General features: G+C 59.9%; 15 protein-coding genes. 7 read left to right on the top strand and 8 right to left on the bottom strand.

Features of this window, described 5'->3' with window-relative positions; translation table 11 throughout:
- Position 1: 1 nt before the first annotated feature.
- The 8 genes from gltX to ACGHP5_RS00875 all read right to left on the bottom strand — a co-directional run bounded on the left by gltX (position 2) and on the right by ACGHP5_RS00875 (position 11882).
- Positions 2-1537, bottom strand: coding sequence for a glutamate--tRNA ligase (gene gltX / locus ACGHP5_RS00910; protein WP_337756100.1), 1536 nt, complete (start codon positions 1535-1537; stop codon positions 2-4).
- 40 nt (positions 1538-1577) lie between these two features.
- Positions 1578-2678, bottom strand: coding sequence for a redox-regulated ATPase YchF (gene ychF / locus ACGHP5_RS00905; protein WP_390567860.1), 1101 nt, complete (start codon positions 2676-2678; stop codon positions 1578-1580).
- Between the two features lie 189 nt (positions 2679-2867).
- Entirely contained in the window at positions 2868-4037 is a 1170-nt protein-coding gene (locus ACGHP5_RS00900) for a TlpA family protein disulfide reductase (protein ID WP_390567859.1), read from the bottom strand.
- A 1-nt stretch (position 4038) separates the two neighbouring features.
- Positions 4039-5436: a RagB/SusD family nutrient uptake outer membrane protein gene (locus ACGHP5_RS00895; protein ID WP_390567858.1), complete on the bottom strand. Its 1398-nt coding sequence runs from the start codon at positions 5434-5436 to the stop codon at positions 4039-4041.
- A gap of 13 nt (positions 5437-5449) precedes the next feature.
- The gene (locus tag ACGHP5_RS00890; RefSeq protein WP_337756097.1) at positions 5450-8947 is read right to left on the bottom strand and encodes a SusC/RagA family TonB-linked outer membrane protein; all 3498 of its coding nucleotides are present in this window, start codon (positions 8945-8947) and stop codon (positions 5450-5452) included.
- Between the two features lie 35 nt (positions 8948-8982).
- Positions 8983-10128, bottom strand: coding sequence for a FecR family protein (locus ACGHP5_RS00885; RefSeq protein WP_390567857.1), 1146 nt, complete (start codon positions 10126-10128; stop codon positions 8983-8985).
- 74 nt (positions 10129-10202) lie between these two features.
- Positions 10203-10826 (bottom strand): RNA polymerase sigma-70 factor, encoded by a 624-nt coding sequence (locus tag ACGHP5_RS00880; RefSeq protein ID WP_337772120.1) that lies wholly within the window; start codon positions 10824-10826, stop codon positions 10203-10205.
- Positions 10827-10964: 138 nt separating this feature from the next.
- The gene (locus ACGHP5_RS00875; protein ID WP_337772119.1) at positions 10965-11882 is read right to left on the bottom strand and encodes an endonuclease/exonuclease/phosphatase family protein; all 918 of its coding nucleotides are present in this window, start codon (positions 11880-11882) and stop codon (positions 10965-10967) included.
- Positions 11883-12053: 171 nt separating this feature from the next.
- Between ACGHP5_RS00875 and ACGHP5_RS00870 the strand changes: the two genes are divergently transcribed.
- From ACGHP5_RS00870 to ACGHP5_RS00840, 7 genes are all read left to right on the top strand, one after another.
- Positions 12054-12629 carry an RNA polymerase sigma factor gene (locus ACGHP5_RS00870; protein WP_253012353.1) on the top strand — a complete coding sequence of 192 codons (576 nt, stop codon included), beginning with the start codon at positions 12054-12056 and terminating at the stop codon, positions 12627-12629.
- Positions 12630-12747: 118 nt separating this feature from the next.
- On the top strand, positions 12748-13971 hold the full coding sequence (locus tag ACGHP5_RS00865) for a FecR domain-containing protein (RefSeq protein WP_337772117.1): 1224 nt from the start codon (positions 12748-12750) through the stop codon (positions 13969-13971).
- 44 nt (positions 13972-14015) lie between these two features.
- Complete coding sequence (locus ACGHP5_RS00860) at positions 14016-17477, top strand: TonB-dependent receptor (RefSeq protein ID WP_390567856.1); 3462 nt, start codon at positions 14016-14018, stop codon at positions 17475-17477.
- A gap of 12 nt (positions 17478-17489) precedes the next feature.
- The gene (locus tag ACGHP5_RS00855) at positions 17490-19376 is read left to right on the top strand and encodes a RagB/SusD family nutrient uptake outer membrane protein (RefSeq protein ID WP_337756092.1); all 1887 of its coding nucleotides are present in this window, start codon (positions 17490-17492) and stop codon (positions 19374-19376) included.
- A 19-nt stretch (positions 19377-19395) separates the two neighbouring features.
- A complete protein-coding gene (locus ACGHP5_RS00850; protein WP_390567855.1) occupies positions 19396-19878 on the top strand; it encodes a DUF1735 domain-containing protein in 483 nt (160 codons plus the stop codon).
- Between the two features lie 52 nt (positions 19879-19930).
- The gene (locus ACGHP5_RS00845) at positions 19931-21412 is read left to right on the top strand and encodes a calcineurin-like phosphoesterase C-terminal domain-containing protein (RefSeq protein ID WP_390567854.1); all 1482 of its coding nucleotides are present in this window, start codon (positions 19931-19933) and stop codon (positions 21410-21412) included.
- 42 nt (positions 21413-21454) lie between these two features.
- Positions 21455-23062 carry a BACON domain-containing protein gene (locus ACGHP5_RS00840; protein WP_337772112.1) on the top strand — a complete coding sequence of 536 codons (1608 nt, stop codon included), beginning with the start codon at positions 21455-21457 and terminating at the stop codon, positions 23060-23062.
- Positions 23063-23081 lie beyond the last annotated feature (19 nt).

Raw genomic sequence — 23081 nt, 5'->3', positions numbered from 1 at the left:
TTTATTCAGCGGGTTTTAAGTTGGTCAGCAGATTGTCGATACGCTTCAGGCACTCCTCTTTGCCGATGAACGACGTCACGTCGTACATGCCCGGGCCTTTTCCGGCGCCCACGAGGGCCAGCCGCAGGGTGTTCATCACCTGGCCCATGCCGTATCCCTTCTCCTCGATCCAGGCGTGGACGATGCGCTCGGTGTTCTCCAGCGAGAAGTCCTCGATGCCCGCCAGCACGCCGCGCAGCTCCGCGAGCATGGCGGGATTCTGCCCTTTCCAGTACTTGCGCACCTGTTTTTCCTCGTACTCCGCGGGGGCCTCGAAGAAGAACGACGTGAGGTCCCACAGGTCGGTCGTGAACGTCGCGCGCTCCTTCATGATGCCTGCGGCCCGGCCGGCCACGTCGTCCGGCACCTCGATGCCGTGGCTGCGCAGGATCGGCTGGTAGAGGGTCGCCAGTTCTTCGTCGGTCTTGTGGTGCATGTACTGGGCGTTGAACCACCGGGCCTTGTCGGGCTGGAAGCGGGCGCCCGATTTCGAGACGCGGTCGAGCGAGAAGCTGTCGATCAGCTCCTGCATCGAGAAAATCTCCTGCTCCGTGCCGGGGTTCCAGCCCAGCAGCGCCAGCATGTTGATGAACGCCTCGGGGAAATAACCGTCCTCGCGGTAGCCGTGGGCGGTCTCACCCGTCGCGGGCGATTTCCAGAAGAGCGGGAAAACGGGAAATCCCATCTTGTCGCCGTCGCGTTTCGAGAGCTTGCCGCCGCCCGTGGGTTTGAGCAGCAGCGGCAGGTGGGCGAACCGGGGCTGTGCGTCCGTCCACCCGAAGGCCTTGTACAGGAGGTAATGCAGCGGCAGCGACGGCAGCCACTCCTCGCCGCGGATGACGTGCGACACCTCCATCAGGCGGTCGTCGACGATGTTCGCCAGGTGGTAGGTGGGCAGCGCGTCGGCCGATTTGTAGAGCACCTTGTCGTCGAGCGTCGAGGTGTTGACCTCCACGTGGCCGCGGATCAGGTCGTCCATCTCGACCACCTCGTTTTCGGGCATCCGGAAGCGGATCACCCACTGGTCCCCGCGGTCGAGGCGCGCCTTCACCTCCTCGGCGGGCAGCGCCAGCGACGTGGCCAGCTTCTCGCGCACCGCATAATTATAGGCGAACGCCTCGCCGCGCGCCTCGGCCTCCCTGCGCAGGGCGTCCAATTCCTCGGCCGTGTCGAAGGCGTAGTAGGCCCAGCCCGCCTCTACGAGTTGCAGGGCGTATTTGAGGTAGATTTCGCGCCGCTCGCTCTGGCGGTAGGGGGCGTGGGGACCTCCGACGCCGACGCCTTCGTCGATCTCGATGCCGCACCATTTGAGCGATTCGAGGATGTAGTCCTCCGCTCCGGGGACGAAGCGCTGCGAATCGGTGTCCTCGATACGCAGGATCATCGTTCCCTTGTGCCGGCGGGCGAACAGGTAGTTGTACAGTGCCGTGCGGACGCCGCCGATGTGCAGCGGTCCGGTGGGGCTGGGCGCGAAGCGCACCCGAACGGGTCTTTCCATAGCTGTATTTTTCATTTTTTTACGGTCCCGGTTTGCGGCGTCAGACGTTGAACAGGAAGTGCATGATGTCGCCGTCCTCGACGACGTACTCCTTGCCTTCGATCGACAGTTTGCCCGCGTCGCGGCACGCCTTCTCGGATCCCAGGGCGGTGTAGTCGTCGTACTTGATCACCTCGGCGCGGATGAATCCCTTTTCGAAATCGGTGTGGATGATGCCGGCCGTCTGCGGGGCTTTCATGCCGCGCAGGTAGGTCCAGGCGCGGGTCTCGTCGGCCCCGGTGGTGAAGAACGTTTCGAGGTTGAGCAATTTGTAGGCCGATTTGATCAGGCGCGCCACGCCCGACTCCTCCAGCCCGAGGTCTTCGAGGAACATCTGCCGCTCGTCGTAGTCCTCCAGTTCGGCGATGTCGGCCTCCGTGGCGGCTGCGATGACGAGCATTTCGGCCCGTTCGCCGGCGATGGCCTCCCGGACGGCCTCGGTGTAGGCGTTGCCCGTCGCGGCGCTCTTCTCGTCGACGTTGCAGACGTAGAGCACCGGCTTGTCGGTCAAAAGATTGAGGTCGGCCATCAGTCTGCGGTCCTCCTTGTCGAGTTCCACGGTGCGGGCCGAAAGCCCCTGTTCCAGCACCGCCTTGTACTGCAGGAGCAGCTCCACGGCGCGCTTGGCCTGCTTGTCGCCGCCCGAGGTGGCCTGCTTCTGGGTCTTGGCGAGGCGGTTCTCAACGGTTTCGAGGTCCTTCAACTGCAATTCGGTGTCGATGATGCCCTTGTCGCGCACGGGATCTATCGAGCCGTCGACATGGGTGATGTTGCCGTTGTCGAAGCACCGCAGGACGTGGATGATCGCATTCGTGTTGCGGATGTTGCCCAGGAATTTGTTGCCCAGGCCTTCGCCCTTCGAGGCGCCCTTCACCAGACCCGCGATGTCGACGATCTCGATGGTCGTCGGGACCACGCGCTTGGGGTTGTCGATCTCGGCGAGGCGGATCAGCCGCCGGTCGGGGACCGTGATTACGCCCACGTTAGGCTCGATGGTGCAGAAAGGAAAGTTTGCCGCCTGCGCCTTTGCATTGGACAGGCAGTTGAAAAGGGTCGATTTACCCACGTTCGGCAAGCCGACGATGCCGCATTGTAACGCCATTTATTCGTTTCGTTTATGTTGCTGTCAGACAAATTGCGCTTATCGTGAAACAAGCCCACAAAGATAGGAATTTCTTTTCAATAATCGGAGGCGCACGCGATAAAAGCCGGAAAGGGGCTGGTTTTCGCCTCCGGACACAAAAAAAGCACCCGAGCCGACGGGTGCTTTCCGGAAATGGTTGTGAACTTTTTATTTTTCGGCTATGGTTTTTTCGATCTCTTCGCACAGCGTTTTCTCGGTCGTGGCGCCCAGTCCCATCTGTACGTAACGCAGTTTGCCGTCCCTGCCGAAGAGCATGAAGGTGGGCCAGCCGTTGACGCCGAAGGCGAGTGCGGCCTCGCGGCTGCCCAGCCCCACGGTGTAACGGATGTCGTATTTGGCGACGAACCGGGTGATATACTCCATTTCCCGGTCGTCGTTGTTCAGCCCGAATACCGTGAGGGCGGGATATTTCTCATACAGCCGGTTCACGACCGGGATCGCCGCCCGCGAAGCGCCGCAGCCCATCGTCCAGAAGAGGATCAGCGTCGGTTTGCCTTCGAATGTGCTCCGGTCGACGGAGCCTTTGCCGTCGACGACGGCCGAGAACTCCGGCATCGGGCTTCCGGCGGTCAGCAGGGTGTATTCGATCCGCTCATAGGGCTTTGCTTCGGGGAAGTCGGCGAACATCCATTTGCGTTCCGCCTCGGGGCGGTCGAAGACGTAGTCGGTGTAGTAAACCATGTCGTAGCTGCCCGCGTCGTTGGCCGAGCCTTCGCCGCGCAGCAGGCCGTCCTTCTTCGAGAAGACGAACTTGTAGCCGAATTCCCGCGGCATGTCGGCCGGGAACTTGTAGAGGCTCTCGCCGTAGATGCTCTTATTCTGCAATACAACGCTGATCTGGCGGCATTTGTGCCCGTCGATCACCGTGTCGGCCAGCAGGGTGATCCGTGCCGTGGAGTCGGCCGTGATCTTCGGGAAGACCCGCGCGAAAGAGAACGGCGTTCCGGCGTATCCCGTGATGGGGATGAAGGGTTTGAGGATGGGGTAGGTCTCGTAATCGTTCTTCTGCAGGTAGCGGTAGCTGTCTCGCAGGCCGATAACGAAGAGTTCCTTGCCGTTGTAGATGACACGCGAATCCTCGCTCGTAGCCTGGAACCGGATGCCGATAATGGTGTCCGTGGGGTTCGGTTCGGCATATATTTCCAGCGTTTCCGTGCCGCTGTCGCGTTCGGAGACGGTGTTGAACCGGACGGCGGCGGCTTTCGAGCCCAGCACCGATTCGGAGTACTCCGAGAGGTATTCGGCGGCGGTTTTGTCATTTCGGCAACAGGCGGCCGCGAGCATTCCGCAGACCATTGCCAGGAGGATCTTTTTCATGTCAGTAATTTTGTGTGAGATTGGGGTTGTAGTTGGTGGCGTTCTGCGGGAAGGGGAAGATCCATAGCGGCGAGTCGGGGCGCAGTTCGAACTCCTGTCCCAGCAGGTTCTTGCGGAGCGTTTCCTTGTAGGCGTCCTCGGTGTTCCAGCGCTTCAGGTTGACGAAGTTGCGGTAGGAGAACCAGTTTTCCGTACGGGAAAGCTGTTTGAGGTAGGCGAACGCCTGCGCCGGGTCGGCGGCCGACAGCGGGGTGTAGGGGTCGATGCGTTTCTCGCGGATGGTGTTGATGACGTTCATGGCTTCTTGCAGGTCGTCGCCCTTGTTCGAACGGATCAGGCACTCGGCTCGGGTCAGGTACATGCCGATCGTGGTCAGTCCGCCGGTGGTCATGTAGTATTCGTTGTTGTCCCACATCGTGAGTCCCGGGACGCCGTAGATGATCAGTCCGATGGGGAATCCCGATTCGTCGATCTTGGGAAAATGGTTGAACGAGATGCTTCCCGGTTCGAACTGCGCCATTATTTCATCGGTATAGGCGTGCAGGTTCGGACGTTCGTAGAACGTGGTGAAGAGATCCTCCTGGCAGTCTATGCGCGGCCGGACGAAGTCGCCTCCGGTCAGCTGCCGCTGGTCGTAGATGAAATCGTTGATGGCGAGGCTTGCCTCGGCGGCCTCCAGCGCTTCGGGGAATTTGTGCATCGACATCAGCGCCTTGGCCTTCACGGCGTAGGCGAACGCTTTGCCCACACGCATCGTGTTGATCGGTTTGTCGGGCAGGCTGTTGAGTTCGAGGGCCGTTTCGAGGTCGGCGAGGATGTTTTCATAGACTTCTGCCACGGTGCTTTTGGTGCACGGCACTTCGAGTGCGTCGTTCTCTTTGATATAGGGTACGCCCGGGTCGTCGGCCGCCGTTTCGGGGTCGTAGGCTTTGGCGTAGAGGTTTACTACGATGTAGTGCATGTAGGCGCGCAGCACGTAGGCTTCGGCCTTGAGCCGGTCGGCCATGTAACGGTCGCCTGCCGCGGCATCGACCTTGGCGATGACGGCATTGGCTACCTTGGCGTTGATCGAGTAGCACTCCGAGTAGGCATCGTCGGTGGCGGTCAGGATGGCCCGGTCGAGGGTCCCGTCCCAGGTCGCGAGGATGCCGTTGAGCGACTTCTCCTTGGCGCTGAGCAGATTGGGGATGTTTTCGGCGTAGGGAAGGATATCGTTGGCCACCAGCATGACGGAACGGAATGCGAACCCCCGCTGCCGGTATTCGTAGTTGAGCAGCATGTCGAGGTCCTCTACCCGGCTGAGCACGTTCTTGCCCTTGGGTTCGATCTCGGTGAAATCGCTGCAGGCGGACGCGAAAGCCAGTAGCGCGAACAGGATGCTGTATGTTATTTTTTTCATGGTCGGGTCTGGTTTAGAAGTTGAAATTGATGCCGAAGATATAGGAGGTCAGCTGCCGGATACCGCCCGTTTCAGGGTCGATACCCACATCGTTCTTCACCCACAGCGCCTTGGGGTTGTCGATCTGGAACCGGATGCTGGCGCTGCGCATGCCCAGTTTCCGGGCGAACGACTGCGGCAGGTCGTAACCCACGACGATGTTGCGGAGTTTAAGGAATGCCGCCGGGCGTACGAAGGCATCGGTATAGTAGATGTTCGATGTGGTCGACTGGGTCGAGTACTGGCCGAATCCGGGAACCAGCGTGTCGGTGTTTTCGGGAGTCCAGCTGTCTTTCAGATAGGACGGGAAAGCCCTGTATTGCAGTCCGGGCATACCGGATGGCTGAAGTGCACGCAGGTAGTGGCCGCCGTAGTATACGAGCAGGAAACTCAGGCTGACGCCCTTGTATCGCAGTGTGTTGCTGAAGCCGATGTTGGTTTTGGGGTCTTCCGAACCGGAGTAGACCACGACGCTCATGTCGGAGCTTTTCAGGTAGTCGTTGGTGGTCGATCCGTCGGCTTTGTGCCACGTCGGTATGCCTTTGCCGTTCACCTCCTCGACACCGGCGTAGGGCAGCGAGAAGAGCGCATGCACGGGATAGCCGACCTTCAGGCCGCCTGCTACGAGCGCATTGGGCGTTGTGGCGGCCTCGTCCACGCGGGTGATCTCGTTCTTGACGAAGGTCAGGGTCAGCGCCGAGTTCCAGCTGAAGTCGCGTTGTTCGTTGGGGCGGAACCAGTCGTAGGAGAGGCTGGCCTCGAAACCGTTGTTCAGCAGGTCGGCATAGTTCATCACGACCGATTCGTAGCCCTTCGTACAGTCGATGCGCATGGTGTGGAAGATGTCCTTACCGCGTTTGCGGAACCAGTCGAGCGAGCCGCTCAGGCGGTTGTTGAACAGGGTGAAGTCCACGCCCGCATTGATCGTGGCGTTTTTCTCCCACTTGAGTTTTTCATTGCCCGGGGCCTCGATGACGGCCATCGGGAGCTTGGTCACCTCGTTGTAGAGGGTCGAGTTGGCCGTGGTGAAACTCGTGGCGTCCTGGTAGATGTTGCCCGTTACGCCGTAGCTGACGCGCAGTTTCAGGAAGTTGACCTGCCGGCTGTTTTCCAGGAACGATTCGTTGTGTATGTTCCAGCCCGCGCCCACCGACCAAAGGGGTTTGCCGCGGAATTCGGTGGCCAGTCCGAACATGTCGGCGTAGTCCTTGCGGAACGATGCGAAGGCGTTGTAACGCTCATCGTATGTGTAAGTGGCGTTGAAATATCCGGAAGCGTAGCGGTGGCGCTCCTCGTTGAGCAGACCGATGGCCGATTCGATATAGGGTTTGTAGATCTGCTCTCTGGCCAGCAGGTTTTTGCAGAAGAACGGGGTCCGCTCGAAGTTGGCGAGGTCGACGTAGCTTACGCTGGTGGTTGCCTGGGCCTGGTTCTGGTCGTCGTAACCGAGCATCAGGTTGCGCGTTCCCTTGATGCGGGTTTCGCGGAACTCGAAGCCGCCGATTACATCCACGGCGTGTTTGCCGAAGGTGCGCGTGTAGCTGGCCTGTGCGCGGAAAGTCCAGTTGTCGGTGTTGCTCTGCGTCGTGGCGAGTTTTCCGCCGCTCTTGGGCAGCAGGCAGGAGTAGTTGTCGCCGTCCTTGGTCGTGTAGACGTTCTTCATGTAGCGCATGATGAAACTGTCCGATTCGGAGTAGGCCGAGGTGTTGTTCCGGTCGATCTCGTAGATGAACTGGGTGCTGAGCTTGAGTCCTTTCACCACGTCGAAATCGAGTTTGGTCTGGAAGCGGGTGTAGTTGCGCGACTTCCGGATACGGTCCTTACCCAGCTCCTCCACGTGGTTGAAGAGCATGCTTTGCAGTTCGGGGGTCTCCTCGATCAGCGTGTCGTAGGGATTGTATTCGGCTGTGGTGTAGTAGTTCAGCGAACCGTCGTCGTTGACGAGGCGCATGTAGGCCGGTACGTTGAACGGGTCCGAAGCGTATTTGCTGTTGCTGCTGTTGGCGGCGTTGACGATGTTGTTGACGCCAAAGTCCATCTTCATCCACGAAGCCACCTGATAGGTTCCCTTGTAGAAGATGTTGAATTCGCGGTCGTAGGCCTCGATAAGCCCCGAGTTGTCGTGTTTGAAGTTGAACACGAGGTTCGACTGGAATTTCTCGCCGCGGCTGCGCAGGGCGATGTTGTATTGTTGCAGCAACCGGTGTTTCAGCGCTTTTTCGCCGAACTGCCGGGCGAAATCGTTGCTCCGCAGCTGGTCCAGTTGTTTGTCGAGCTGCGACTGGTCGATCGCTCCGGTTGCCTTCTGGTAATAGGCATACTGTACGGGCGAGATGCCGTATCCGTTCTGGATGTTGTTGGAGAACGTTTGCGTCGGGTTGTCTATTTCGCCGTTGCTGTGGAAGAAGTACCAGTCGGAGTAGCCCGCCTCGAGGTTCACCTGCTCGGCGGGCGTGAGGTAGAAGTTGTCCGCATAGTCCATGTTCTTCTTCTCGTAAACGGTCAGGTTGGCCGATACGTCCACCGTCAGCGAGCCTTGTTCCCGGGCCTGTTTGGTCGTGACGACGATGATGCCGTTCGATGCGCGCACGCCGTAGATGGCCGTTGCGGCGGCATCTTTCAGCACAGTGATGTTCTCGATGTCATAGGGGTTGAGGTCTTCGAGTTTGCTCTCCACGGGAAGTCCGTCGATCACCAGCAGCGGCGAGGTCGAAGCGTGCAGGCTGCTCAGTCCGCGGATGGTCGTGTTGCCCTTGTAGGTCACCAGGCCGGCGATGCGGCCTTCGAGGTTGTCCGTGACGTTGGGACTGTAACTCACCGCGAGGTCCTTGGCGTTGAGCGAGATGGCCGATCCGGTCATCTTCTCCTTGACGATGGTCTGGTAACCCGTGCGGACGATCACCTCTTCGACGGCCACCGAGCCGGGTTCGAGTTGAATATCGAACTTGTCCTGGTTGTGGACCGCCAGTTCCCGGGTTTCGAGGCCCAGGAACGACACGGCCAGCACCGAACCCTGCTGCACGCGCAGCTGGAACTGTCCCTGCCCGTTGGTCGTCGTGCCTTTGCTTTGGCCCTTTACCAGCACCGTGGCGCCTGCCAGGGGCCTTCCGTCGGCGTCGCGCACGATGCCGCTGATCGTGACGATCGGCGCCGGACTTTTGGCCGGAACCTTTTTCCGGGCGATCACGATGGTTCCGTTGACGAACGACCAGCCCAGTGGCGCATCCTCCGTCAGGCGGTCCATCACCTCCTCGATCGGAGCGTTTTCGAACGTGTAATCCCGGACGGGCACCTGCTGGAGATCCTCTTTCGAAAACGAGAATTTGTAGCGTGTGGCCGCCATGATCCGGTCGATTACCTCTTCTGCCGGAACCTGTTTCATGTTCAGGGTGATCCGTTGCTGCGGAACCTGTGCCGGCAGGACGCCGGAAACGGTCAGACATAAGATGAGAAAGAGTAGAGTTTTCTTCATGCTTGCTGATTTTAAGGGTTAATAATGGGATTGTTTCAGAATGTGATCCGGACGGTTTTGCCTTCCGCGCAGTAATGCAGGTCTGTAACCTCCTGGAGGATTTCCATGACGTGGGTGAAGTCGCTCCGGCGGTCGCATTGCAGAGTGATGGCCCCGAACCGGGCCACGGCGGCGGGGTCGTAGACGATACGGATGTCGTACCATTTGGAGATGGCGTCGAGGATCGTCTCCAGCGGTTGCAGCTTGAAGTCGAACATGCCGTTGGTCCAGGCGCAGCAGCCCGACGGGTCCTCCACGTCGTGCAGCGAGAGCGTCCGGTCTGTTCGGTCGAACACGGCCTGTTGCGAGGGTTGCAGCGTCACTTTCCGCTCCCCGTCGGCCACCGAGAGCGAGCCTTCGACCAGCGTCACCTGCGCGCGGTCGACGTCGAGGTAGCTGCTCACGTTGAAACGGGTTCCGAGCACCGTGATTTCGAGCCGGTCCGCAGTGGTGATCGTGAAGGGTTTCGAAGGATCGTGCGCCACGTCGAAAAAAGCCTCTCCGCTGAGAGTTACGGCGCGGCCTTCGCCCACGAACTCCGACGGATAGACGATCACGGTTTCCGCGTTGAGCCATGCCGTCGTTCCGTCCGGCAGCCGCAGGCGGTATTCGCCGCCTTTGGGGATCTCGATCCGGATCTGTTCGGGGGCGGGCGGAATGCTGTCTGCGGCTTCTTCCCGGGCGGGTGCTGCCTCTTCGGCGACGAATTTCTGCCATTCGCTGTCCTGCTCCCTGTCGCTTAACAGGATTCGCTCCCCGTCGCCGACGCAGAGTATCGCCTGCGTGGTTCCGGCCGTGATGTGCAGGGCCGACCGTTCTTCCGGGGTCGTGGATGCCGGGCTGTTCAGCGTCCAGATGCCGAGGGTTACGGCGACTGCGGCCGCGCAGGCCGCCGCCGCGCGGAGTCGTATCAGCCGGCCGCTTTTGCGTTTGGCGCGCTGCGTGAACTGCTGCCACGAGGCGTCCAGCTCTCCGTCGCTGAATTCCAGTTTTCCGACGGGTTCGGCGTAGTGTTTCCGGACCGTTTCGTAGAAATCCCGGTGGCGTTCGCTTTCGTCGAGCCACCGCTCCAGCATTTGTCGTTCCCGAAGGTTCAGGGTTCCGAGAACCGATTTTTTGAGTATGTCCCAGTTGATGATCATGGCGGGATTGCTAAAATCTTTTATTAAAGAACAACAAGCCGCGCCGAATCCGGTACAGAAAGTCTGAAAAAGTGTTAAAAATCGGTCATATCGTAGAATAATACGATTGACATGATCGTAGGGAGATTATTGCGGAAGAAGCGAAAGGCGCGTTTGATGTGTGTCTCCACGGTCTCGGGCGAGATGCCGAGCCGCAGTGCGATTTCGGTATATTTCAGTCCCTCGAAATAGCGGAGCGTGAGCACCTCGCGCTGTTTGGGCGGGAGCATGTCGAGGCATTTGCGGACACGCGCCTGCGCCTCTTCGTCATCGCGGCTCCAGCCGGAAGTCTCGGAGAAGAGCAGCGCTTCGACCAATTTCTGCTTGTTGCGGTCTTCGACTCCTTTGTGCTTGAGGTAGTTGAGGCATTCGTTTTTTGCCAGCCGCAGCAGGTAGTGCCGGGCGTCGTCGGGCTGGGGCAGCCACGACGGTCTCCGCCACAGTTTCCAGAAGACGTCCTGCGCGATGTCTTCGGCCGCCGCACGGTCCATGACGAAAGAGTACGCAAAATTAAGGATATATACATAGTATCTTCTGTATATACCTTCAAAAACACCGTTGGGCGGATTACCCCCCCCCGTGTCGGATTTGTCGCGTATTTCCACCTTTTGGCCTAACCTGATTTTGCAAAAATAGGAATCTTTCGCTATCTCCTGCATTTTTTATGAATTTTTTTTATTTCCCGTTTCCGCCGGAACGTGACCCGGAGTCCGTTTTGTGTTTTCGGGACACCTTCCGGATGAAAAAAGCCTCCCCGCCACGAGGCGAAGAGGCTTTTTTGCCGGCAGCATGGCTGGTTATTCGGCCAGCGACCATTCGATCACGACCGGGAAGTGGTCCGAAGGGTATTTCCGGTTGTAGCTGTTGTTGACGATGCGCCACGAAACGACCTTCGTGTCCTTCGGCGTGACGAAGACGTGGTCGATGCGCGACGCGGCGGCAGGAGGCGTCGAGATATATTTGTAGCCGTTGTAGGTGGGCCAGTCTCCGTTGGTCTTGGCCGGACAGCGGACGTAGCTGTCGGCCAGGATGTCTGATCCGGCGATCGTTTTGTAGGCTTCGGTGTTCTGGTTCGAATTGAAGTCGCCCGTGCAGAAGGCCGGTTTGCCGCCTGCGATCTCCCGCACTTTGGCCACCAGCAGTTTGGCGCTCTCGGCGCGGGCCGTAGTCCCTATGTGGTCGAAGTGCGAATTGAAATGGTAGAATTCCCGCCCGTTCGCGCGGATTCGGAAATGCACCCAGTTGCACATGCGGGGCGAATAGGAGTCCCAGCCTTTGGACCCGGGCGCGGAGGGCGTTTCGGAGTACCAGAACGCTCCCCGGTCCAATACCTCGAATTTGTCCTTGCGGTAGAAAACGGGGTTGTAGTGGCGTCGCCGGGCCGTTTCGTCGCCGATGACGTTCTCTCCGACCCAGGCGTATCCGTCGAGGAACGGCTCGATGTCCTCGATCTGGGTCAGATAGGGTTCCTGCGCCCCGAAGATGTCGAACTTCTCGCTCTGAAGCAGTTGGCGGAGCAAATCCCGGCGGGTCGTCCATTTGTTGTCCTGATCGGCGGCGTTGTCGTACTGGATGTTGTAGGTGGCGACACGGATCGGGTCGAGCCATGTTTTGCCCGGGGCCGGTTCGGGGGCCGGGTCATCGTTTCCCGAGCTGCACAGCGAGAGAAGCGGCAGGCAGAGCAGGAACAGACTGAAAAACGGTTTTCGTATCATTTTTCCGAAAGGGATTGGTTTCGGACTATAAGACGGACAGTTTCCGGTTTTGTCCCCTGGGGGAGCGAAAATTTGCTATTTCGCATTTTTTATTCGATTTTTGCCGCTTGCAGGGGGACAAACCGGACGGTTTTCCGTTATATCGAATGACCGACCAAACTAATGACCCGAATGTTTCGGCAACGCAAGTACGACACCCGACGAATCGACCGGCAGTATGCCGAAGAGACCGACGTATATGTTATGTTGTATAACAGTTACGCCGATGCGCTCTATGCCTACGGCATGGGGTTCGGTCTCGACAACGAAACGGTCAAGGATGTCATCCACGACATATTCCTCGACATCATGACCCGCCAGGTCGACCTGGGCCGCATCGTCAACATCAAGGCCTATCTTTTCCGGATCGTTCACAACCGTTTGGTCGACCTGCACCGTTCGCGGGTGGACAAGTGCGACCTTTCGGACCGGGAACCGGGATTGCGGGTGTCGCTGACCTCGCTCGACGCGATGATCGAATCGGAGCACGTGCTGCGCATCCGCCAAACGATCGAGTCGCTGCTCAACCAGCTCTCGCCCAAGCAGCGCGAGGCGCTGCTGCTGCGCTTCGTCTACGAGATGGAGTATGACGACATCGCCGTCATACTCGACGCCACGCCCCACGCCGTCCGCAAGTTCGTGTCGAAGGGGCTGGGCAAACTGCGGAAGAGCAGGGAGTGCGGCAAGACGATGAAAATAGCCACTTGATGCGGCGGGCGCTGTTTTTCGCGGTTCGAGGGGGACAAAACGGCGGATTCGCCGTCATAGGGAAAAGCGCGGTGCCGCAGCATGCAATTTGAAGATTACGAAGATTACGTTGGAATCGATGATAAAACCGGACGATATTCAGAAGCACACGGCGGAGTTCTTCACCTCCGATCCGGACTTCGTTTTGTGGTGTCTCGATCCCGAACGGGCGCAGGACGGCTATTGGTGCGATTATACCGAACGCCATCCGCAGGACCTGGTCGAGTTCGAGCGCGCCGTGAGCCTGGTGCGCCGTGTGGGCAAGACCCATCCCGCGCTGCCGTCCGTGGAGAAACAGTTGCTGCTCGACCGCATCCTGACCGACTATTACGCCCGGCGCCGTTTTGCAGCTCCTCCCCGCCGCCGCAACCGGACGGCGCTCTTCGCCGCCGCTGCGGTACTGGTCGCCGGCATCGTGGCGGCCCTGTTCTGGTGTGCGGATTTCACGGACTCCGGACTGCCTTCGGCCGAGGCCTATGAGAACATCACGCTCGTGACCCGCGAAGGCAGCCGCGAGGTGTACGACGACATCGCCCGTATCAGCCTTACGCCCAAGGGTAAAATTCTGATCGACGGCAAGGAGAACGAGGGGATGAAGGCCGATCGCAGAACGCCCCGGCAGGAGGTGCGCGTGCATACGAGCGAACTGGTGGTCCCCAAGGGCAAGCGCGCCCATCTGCAACTCTCCGACGGCACGCGGGTGTGGATCAATTCGGCGTCGGTGCTCCGTTTCCCGTCCGCATTCGGTGACACGCGCGACGTCTTCGTCGAGGGCGAGGCCTATTTCGAGGTGGCGAAGGATGCGAACCGTCCCTTCATCGTGCATACCGACCATTTTGCGACCCGCGTGCTGGGCACGTCGTTCGACGTGACGACCGCGCCCCGTGCCGACGGTTCGTCGGCCGTGGTGCTGGTCGAAGGCTCGGTGGCCATCGACGTGGCCAACGGCGAATCGGTGACGCTGAATCCCTCGGAACGCTTCTCGATGAAGGACGGCAGCTACTCGGTCTACGAGGTCGATCCCTATAAATACATCAGCTGGAAGGACGGACTGTTGTTCTTCGCCTCGAACACGCTGTTCGAAGTCCTGCAAAAGGTGGCTGCCTTCTACAAGATCGAAATAACCTGCTCCGGGGAGATCGGGAGCCGGAAGTGTACCGGCAAGCTGATCCTGTTCGACGACCTGGACGGTACGCTCGACGTGCTCTCCGACATCTTCCGGATCGCCTACGTCCGGGGACCCGACGGCTCGGTGGCGGTGAGACCTGCCCCCGACGATTGCCCCGATGCCGTATATCGCTGACAACCAATTTCCTGTCTTAAATACTAACCTTAATTCTGTTACTTATGAAGAAACTTTTCTTTGTGAGGAGTGGCTCGACATGCCGTATGCTGCGGATTCTCGCGGCGGCGCTGCTGTTGCTTCCGGTGAATCTCCAGCCCGTCCGGGCCTCCCGGCAGGACGCCGGGGCCAAGTCGTCGCTGACCGTGAAGATGAAGGACGCAACGCTGTCGAGCGTCTTTGCGGAGGTCGAGCGGACCAGCCGTTACGCCTTCATCTACACCGACGACGTGCGGCCGCTGCTCGACCGCCGGGTTTCGGTTTCGGTCAGGTCGGCGACTATCGACGAACTGCTCTCCGCCGTCCTGAAGGGGACGGAGCTGACCGGACGGGTGCGCGAAAACCAGGTGATCATCTCGAAAGCGCCCGCCCGTAAGAACGCCGCCGTTTCCCCCCCCCTCCCGGCCGCCAGTTCCGGTAGGGAAATCGTCCTGCAGGGTACGGTGATCTCTTCGGCCGACAACAAGCCCATTGTCGGTGTTTCGGTCTATGTCGAGGGGACGACCATCGGCGCCACCTCGGACATCAACGGCAACTACACCCTCAAGGTGCCGGCGGGGACGAAACACGTCACCTTCGCTTTCCTGGGCTACGACACCAAGAAGATCGCCGTCGCCGATGTCGAACTGTTCAAGCTCGTGACGCTGATCGAGGCGTCGAACGTCATGGACGACGTGGTGGTCGTGGCTTTCGGCACGCAGAAGAAGGAGAGCCTGGTGGGAGCCGTGCAGGTCGTGCGTCCCAGTACGCTCAAGGTTACGTCGAGCAATCTCTCGACCTCGTTCGCGGGCAAGATCGCCGGCGTCATCTCCACCCAGTCGTCGGGCGAACCCGGCGCCGACGGTGCGAATTTCTGGATTCGCGGCATCTCGACCTTCGGAGCGAACAAATCGCCGCTGCTGATTCTCGACGGCGTGGAGATCGTCTCGGAGATGCTCAACAACATTCCGCCCGAGGCGATCGAGTCGTTTTCGATCCTGCGCGACGCCACGGCCACGGCGCTCTACGGTTCGCGCGGCGCCAACGGCGTGATGATCATTACCACCAAAAACGGCCGCCAGTCGGAGAAGATGGCGATCAACGTTCGTCTCGAATCGGGCATTTCGATGCCTACGCGCGTGCAGGACATCGCCGGCGGCGTGACCTACATGGAGAACTACAACGAGGCGCTGCGCACCCGCACCCCGGCGGGCGAAACCTATGTGCCGCGCTTTTCCGACGAGAAGATCGCGGGCACGCGCAACCGGCTCAATCCCTACGTCTATCCCGACAACGACTGGTATTCGATGCTTTTCAAGGATTTTACGGTCAACGAAAACATGAATCTCAACGTGCGGGGCGGCGGCAAGGTGGTCGACTATTTCCTCAATGCTTCGATCTTCAACGAAAACGGTATCCTGAAGAAACCCGCGGAGTCGAAATTCAACACCAACATCAATTCGCAGAAATACCTCTTCCAGGCCAACGTCGGCGCACAGCTCACCCGGACGACCCGCGTGAGCCTGAAGATGAACACGCAGCTGCTTTTCTGGCACCGTCCCGTCGAAGAGGTGAAAGACCTGTTCTACTATACGATGCGCGCCAATCCGGTCGCTTTCCCGGCCATCTATCCCAAAGGCTCCGTGGACGATCTCGACGATCCGATTTTCGGTAATGCGCCCTCGTGGGACGGCAGTTCCACGGACATCAATCCTTACGCCCTGCTGAGCCGCGGATACGGACAGCGCCACACGCAGTACATCACCACGACCTTCTCGGTGGACCAGGACCTCGATTTCGTCACCAAAGGACTGAAGGTCCGGGGCATGGTCTCGTTCTACAACAAGACCTATGCGGCGACTTACCGTTCGTTTTCTCCCTATTACTACGAAATGACCGACTATACCGACAACGGCGACGGGACTTTCGACTACAACCTGCAAAACATCGGCGCGGCCGGATCGTCCTATCTGGGAACTTCCACGGGGCGTAACGGTTACCGTGAGATCTCGTTGCAGGGGCAGGTCGAATATTCGCGCACGTTCGGCCGCCACGACATCAACGCCCTGTTCGTCTACCACCAGAAAGAGAAGGTCGACAACCAGCCCACCAACGATGAGTACAAGGTGCTTCCTTACCGCGAGCAGGGCCTCGCCGGACGTTTTACCTATGGGTATGACAACCGCTACCTGATGGAGTTCAACTTCGGCTACAACGGTTCGGAAAACTTCATATCGGGCCATCGTTTCGGATTCTTTCCGTCGATCGCCGGAGCGTGGGTCGTGTCGAGCGAACCCTTCTGGGAGGGCATCCGCAGCAAGGTGAACCTGCTGAAAATCCGTGCTTCGTACGGTCTTTCGGGCAACGACTACCTGGCCGACAGCAGCAATAACATCGTCCGTTTTCCCTACCTCACGACGGTCAACATGAACAAGGCGCTCTACGTGTGGTTTTCGCCCAACTTCGTCAAGCAGACCGGACACGAGATCAAGACCGTGGGCAATCCCCTGGCCACGTGGGAGGAGAGCACCAAGCTCAACATCGGTCTCGAACTGGGGCTGTTCGACGCCCTGACGCTGAATGTCGACGTATACAAAGAGGACCGCACCGGGATCTTCATGCAGCGTCGTTCGCTGCCTTCTACGATGGGCCTTTCGGGTGTCACGCCCTATGGCAACCTCGGCGAGGTGGAGAATCGCGGCGTCGACGTTTCGCTCGAATACAACAAGGCGTTCAGCAAGGACCTGCTGGTCTCCGTGCGCGGAACGTTCACCTATGCGCACAACGAGGTGAAGGCCCGCGACGAGGCGAAGTACCTGCCCAACGCCTACAACTCCGTGCTGGGCAAGCCCGTCAATTCGGTCTACGGACTGGTCGCCGACGGCCTTTTCGCCTCGCAGGAGGAGATCGACAACTCGCCCCGGCAGACCTTCATGCCCGATTATCTGCCTGGCGACATCAAATACCGCGACCTGAACGGCGACGGCGTGATCGACGCCAACGACCGCACGTCGCTGGGCTATCCCACCGTGCCCGAAATCATGTACGGTTTCGGCGCCTCGGTCAACTACAAGCGCTGGGATTTCTCGTTTTTCTTCCAGGGCACGGCGCGCGTTTCGCTGCGCATGTACGACATGCATCCGTTCCGCGACAATCAGTATTCGGGTTTCAACATGACGCAATACGTTGCCGACGACCACTGGTCGGAAGCCGATCCCAATCCCAATGCCGCCTATCCGCGCCTGGATTACCGCTACAACGCCAACAACACGCAGACCTCGTCGTTCTGGATCAGGAACGGCAGTTACCTGCGCCTGAAGAGCGTCGAACTGGGTTTCACTTACAAAAGCCTGCGCGCCTATCTGGCCGGCACGAATCTGTTCGTCATTTCGCCCTTCAAGTACTGGGACCCCGAAATGGGCAGCGGCAACGGTTTGAAATATCCGTTGCAGCGCGTGGTGAAACTCGGCCTTCAGTATAACTTCTAAAATTCGAGCGACATGAAAAGAATCATCTACATTTTGCTGTTTGCCTGTGCCGGAGCGCTCGCCTCGTGCGATTTCCTCGATGTAGTTCCCGAGGGGCAGGCGACACAGGACGACATATTCAAAACCTCCAAGGAGGCCCGCAAATACCTCAACACGCTCTATACCTACGCCCCCAACATCGCGGCCTACCGGTATATGCCCGACTTCTGCGCCGGCGACGACATCATCACCGCCACCAACGGCCAGACCCGCTATTTCCCCTACAAGAGCATGCTTTACAACGAGGAGAACGCCAGCCAGACCTATTACGGACTGTGGGACGCGACGACCTCTTCCCCGTCCGGGCGCACGAACTACGACATGTACAAGGGCATCCGCTACTGCTACATCATGATCGACAACATCGACGCAGTCCCGGGCATCTCGCCCTCCGTGGCCGACGAGTTCAAGGGCGAAGCCTATTTTCTGATCGCCTATTACCACTGGGTGCTGCTGACCCACTACGGCCCGGTCATCCTCGTCAGGGGGCAGCTGGACATGGGGCTTCCCGAGGAGGAGGTCTACGTGGCCCGCAGCCCGTTCGACGAATGCGTGACGTTCATCGCCGAGACCTACGACCGCGCGGCCGAATTGCTGCACGAGTATCCGACGCGTCCCGATGCCGACCTCGGACGCGCTACCTCGGTGGCGGCCAAGGCGATGAAGGCCCGGCTGATGCTCTATGCCGCCAGTCCGCTCTTCAACGGCAATGCGGAGTTCTACGCGCGTTTCCGCAACAACGACGGCACGCCGCTGATGAGCCGGACCTACAATCCCGAAAAGTGGAAGTGGGCGCTCGACGCCTGCCGGGAAGCGATCGCGCTGGCCGAGGACAACGGACACAGGCTCTACGAAAGCCCGAACGCGACTGCGGCTGCAACCGCAGCCGAGCGCGGCGAGATCAACTACCACGACTGCTTCGTCGAACCGCTCTGGAACACGACCGAGTACCTTTGGGCGATGGGCGACCAGACCGGCATCGAGCAGTTGCAACGTTACGGCGGTGCGCGCCTGAAACTGCCGTACAGCACCGACGGCTTCTGCATCAACATCGTTCCGACGTTCGAGTGCGTGGAGATGTACTACACGCACAACGGCCTGCCGTGGGACAGGGACCCCGAGACCATGCACCTCGACCCCTATGCCTACAATGCCGAAAAGGAGACTGCCAACCTCCATGTCTACAAGGAGCCGCGCTTCTATGCGTCGGTGGGCTACGACCGCGGCAAGTACGCCATCAACGGCGAGGAGTTCATTCTCAAATGCCGCGCCGGCGAGATGCAGGGCAGCGTGCTCGACGCCTCGAAGGAGTACCAGAGCTGTACGGGCTACATTCTCAAGAAGTGGATTCACCGCCAGTCGGCCTTCAACTACGACACCAAGTCGTGGACCTACCGCAAGTACGCCTATCCTTACATCCGCCTTGCGGAACTCTACCTGAGCTATGCCGAGGCCGATTTCGAGTACAACGGGTCGTTGAGCGATGCGAGTCTCAATTACCTGAATCTGGTCCGCCGCCGCTCGGGGCTGCCCGATTTCAAGGATTCGTGGGCCTTGGCCGGGGGTATTCCTGCCGGCGACGAACTGCGCAAGGTGCTGCATCAGGAACGTTCGGTCGAACTGCTGATGGAGGGCATGCGCTACCACGACCTGCGCCGCTGGAAAGAGGCGGGCGAAGCGATGTCCCGGCGTCCCAAGGCGTGGAACCTCGACGGCAGGACGGCCGAGGATTTCTACACGGTCTCCACGATGAAGGAGAGCGGCGTACGCACGTTCGAATCCCCCAAGACCTACTGGATGGCCATTCCGTTGAGCGAAATCAACATCAACTACAACCTCGTGCAGAATCCCGGTTACTAACCTTAAAAATCCGATTGCGATGAAGAATCTTGCGATATGCCTCCTGCTTCTGCTGGGAGCCGTAGGGTGCGGCGACGATTACGTCGTCTACGAGACGGTGGACACTATGGTCTGCATCCCGAAGAACGATTTCCAGGTCCTCGAATACGATGCCGCTTCGGGCCAGGCGTGCGTTTACGATCTCTATCTTTACAAGGGCGGTTACAATGACGACGGAATCACCGTGAAACTGGTGGTCGACCCCTCCGTGCTCGATGTCTATAACATGGAAAACGGACTCGAACTGAAGGTGATGCCCGACAGGTATTTCGCCTTCGATCCCGAAGTGCGCTTGTCGGGGGACAGGATCATGAACCGCACCGAAATCCGCTTCGACGCCGCTTCGATGCTTGCCGACGGCATCGGTTCCTCCTATGTGCTGCCGCTTTCCGTCAGGGCGGATGATCAGGGCAAGGTGCGTCCCGAAAAGAACAGCGTGATCATCCGGGTCGTAATGAAATAACCGTGATGCGGAGGTGGCTCAACCCCCTCCGCATCCCTCAATGCAAAAAAACATGTCGAAATTCTACATACGGATTCTGCCGGTGTGTCTTGTCGTCCTTGTCCTTGCGGCCTGCTCCTCCTCGGAGGGTGGCGGCGGCGACGGCCCGGCTGCCGGGCAGATCCCCGATAAGGCCGGAATGACGGTGAAGGGAATGGTGAAGGACAACGCCGGAAATGCCATTGCCGGGGTTGTGGTGAGCGACGGACTGGAGGTGACGGCGACCGACGAACGGGGGATCTACTATTTAGCCTCCGACCTTGCGCGGCGCAATTTCGTTTTTGTCTCCGTGCCAGCCGATTGCGAGATTCCCGCCACGCAGGGCTGTCCGCGGTTCTACCGCAAAATAGATCGCAAACAGGCCGTCAACCGGGCCGACTTCACGCTGACTCGGCGCAAGACCCCGGCCGACCGTCATTCGCTGATCGTTATGGCCGACATTCAGCTGGCTGCCGATAACACGTCGGTGGGTTCCTATCTCGATCATGTCGTTCCCGACGTGCTGAAAACCGTGCAGGGACTTCCGACGGAGGTGTACGGAGTCAGCCTGGGCGACCTGGTCTGGAACGATATGACGCTTTTCCCGAAGTACCGTCAGGGGCTGGAGACGCTCGGCTTCACGACCTTCAGCCTGCCGGGCAACCACGACCATGACCCGGCCGAGTTGACCGACTCGCTCGCCTTGCAGAGCTACGAGCGCTATTTCGGCCCGGCAAACTACTCGGTGAACATCGGGAAAATCCATTATCTGTTCCTCGACAACATCCTTTTCGACCATGCGCCGACCGCCGAGGAGGAGTATACGATCGGCCTTACGGACGAAATTTGCCGCTGGATCGAAGCCGACTTGCGCCATGTCCCGGCGGGCGGTACGCTCGTCGTCTCGTCCCATTGCCCGATTCTCTGCCACACGAAGAACACCGCAGCGCGCAACCACCGCAATTTCCAGCGTTTCCTCGATGCGATAAGCCCCTATAAGGTCCATGCCTTCGGGGGACACAAGCACTACCATGACATTTACCGTTACGACGACGGACGCAAGGTCATGCACTGCATCGCCCGCACGCCGGGCGACCTGTTCATCAACGGCGACGTCAACTGCGACGGTACGCCCCGCGGCTATGCCGTGGTCGAGGTCGACGGCGAACAGCTCTCGTGGTATTACAAGTCCGCTGGCGAAAAGCGGGATATGCAGATGCGCCTCTATGCGCCCGGGCGTACCAATTCGGCCTGCGTCTACGCCAATGTCTGGGGCTATGACACGGCCTGGAGCGCCGTGGAGTGGATTCCCGCTTCGGGCGGGCAGGCCGTGGCGATGGAGCGGACGCAGCGTACCGACCCTTACTACGAAGATGTATTGGCGACGGGCGCGCGCGGCGGGACGCCGACCGATACGTGGCACATGTTCCGGACCGATCCGGGCAGTGAGCGGGGCGGCAGGGTGCGGGTCACCGACTGTTTCGGGCATACCTACGAATCGTCCGTGTCCTGGTGAATACGACATCCGAACAAAACCTTAAAAAACACAACCTGAACGATGAAAAGATTTTTCCTATTTCTGACCGCCGCCGCAGTCGCCTGCTGTGCGGCGTGCAGCGACGATCCCGAGGTCGCCGAATCCAACCTTTCGCTGCTCGAGGACAACGTGACGTTCGATATGTTCGGGGGTCGCAGCGTCCTCGAAATCACGGCCGATTCGCCGTGGACGGTCTCCTGCGACGACGATTGGTGCCGCACCAACGTCGCCGAAGGTTCGCACACGAAGAAGATCGTTCTGACGGTCGACCAGAGTTTCCTGCCCGAGGAGCGCACGACTGCGGTGCATTTTTACGCCGCGGGCGAGGAGAAACACACCGTGACCGTAACGCAGGAGAAGTTCGAGCCGATCCTCGTGCTGGCGGAGAACGGCGCCGATATAACCGTTTACGGCGCCGGGGGCGAACCGGCCCTGAACCTGCGTGCGTCCGTGGCCTGGAAAGTCGAGGGCGCGACCGACTGGTGTGCCGTGTCGCAGTCCGAGGGGACGAAAAGCACGGTCGTCAAACTGCTGCTGACCGACGACGGCGAGGACCTGCGCCCGCGCAGCGCGACGCTGACCTTCTCCTCCGAAATGGAGGGCGTCGAACCGCAGCGGGTGACCGTCATGCAGCGGTCGACGGGTGCGAATACGGTCGTGGTCCGGGCGGGTGAAACCCGTGCGTTCCCGGCGCGGCGCACCGACGGCTCGTATGTGAAGGGCGCGTCGGCGGACTGGGTCTGGACCACCGACGCGGAGTTGCTTTCGGGACTCGGCTACGACGCTTCCCGGAATGAAATCACCTGCACTGCGGCCAAGTCGAAGCAGGGCAGCGGGCTGGTCGCGCTGTTCGACGCCGGGGGCGAGGTCGTCTGGTCTTGGCTGGTCTGGGTCGTGGACAAGATGCCTTCGGATGTGACCGTCGGCGGTATCGCCTGGCAGGACCGTAATGTCGGGGCTGAATACCATTCGGCCGATCCGAAGGCCTGTGTCCAGGATTTCCGCTCCTACGGGCTGTTCTACCAGTGGGGCCGCAAGGAGCCGTTCATCGGCGCGAAGGTCCTCTCGAAGAACAAGTATTACGAGGGGCATGCGGAATATCCCGACGCTTTCGGCGCGATGACGCGCGAGGTGGCTTTCAACGCCTCCCGCACCGCCGGCTGGCAGGTCAGCGGCGGGGAGATGACCGCCGCGGCGGCAAACGGCAATCCGACGACTTTCTATACCCGGTCCTCCGCGGCGATGTCCGAAGGCTGGACCGAAGGCGGCAAGGGGCTGAACGATCCCTGCCCGGTGGGATACCGGGTTCCGACGGCGGCCGAATGGCAGTCGCTGCTTGCCTACGTGGACGGCAACGCCGCCAAGAACCAGGATTCGGGCGACACGTACAGCCGCTGGTATGTGCTCGATTCGGGCGGAACCCTCATCGGTCCGTCGACGATGTTCCGCAGGGGAGATAACGGCCGCATCCACTATCCGGGGCGCTCGGCAGCCTATTGTTCGTCGACGCTCGCCGGCGGCAAGCCGCTCCCGATGTACGACTGGAAGGCGGGCGACGCCACGGCCGAGGGGACCTATTACGAACGGAAGATGACCACGGCCTACGGCATGCGCTGCGTGAAGGAGTAGTGCTGCCGCGATTGCGAAG

The organism is Alistipes sp. i18-0019-D1 (assembly GCF_042852885.1).
In the GTDB taxonomy this organism is placed as follows: domain Bacteria; phylum Bacteroidota; class Bacteroidia; order Bacteroidales; family Rikenellaceae; genus Alistipes.
This window is presented reverse-complemented; position numbering and strand designations above follow the sequence as displayed.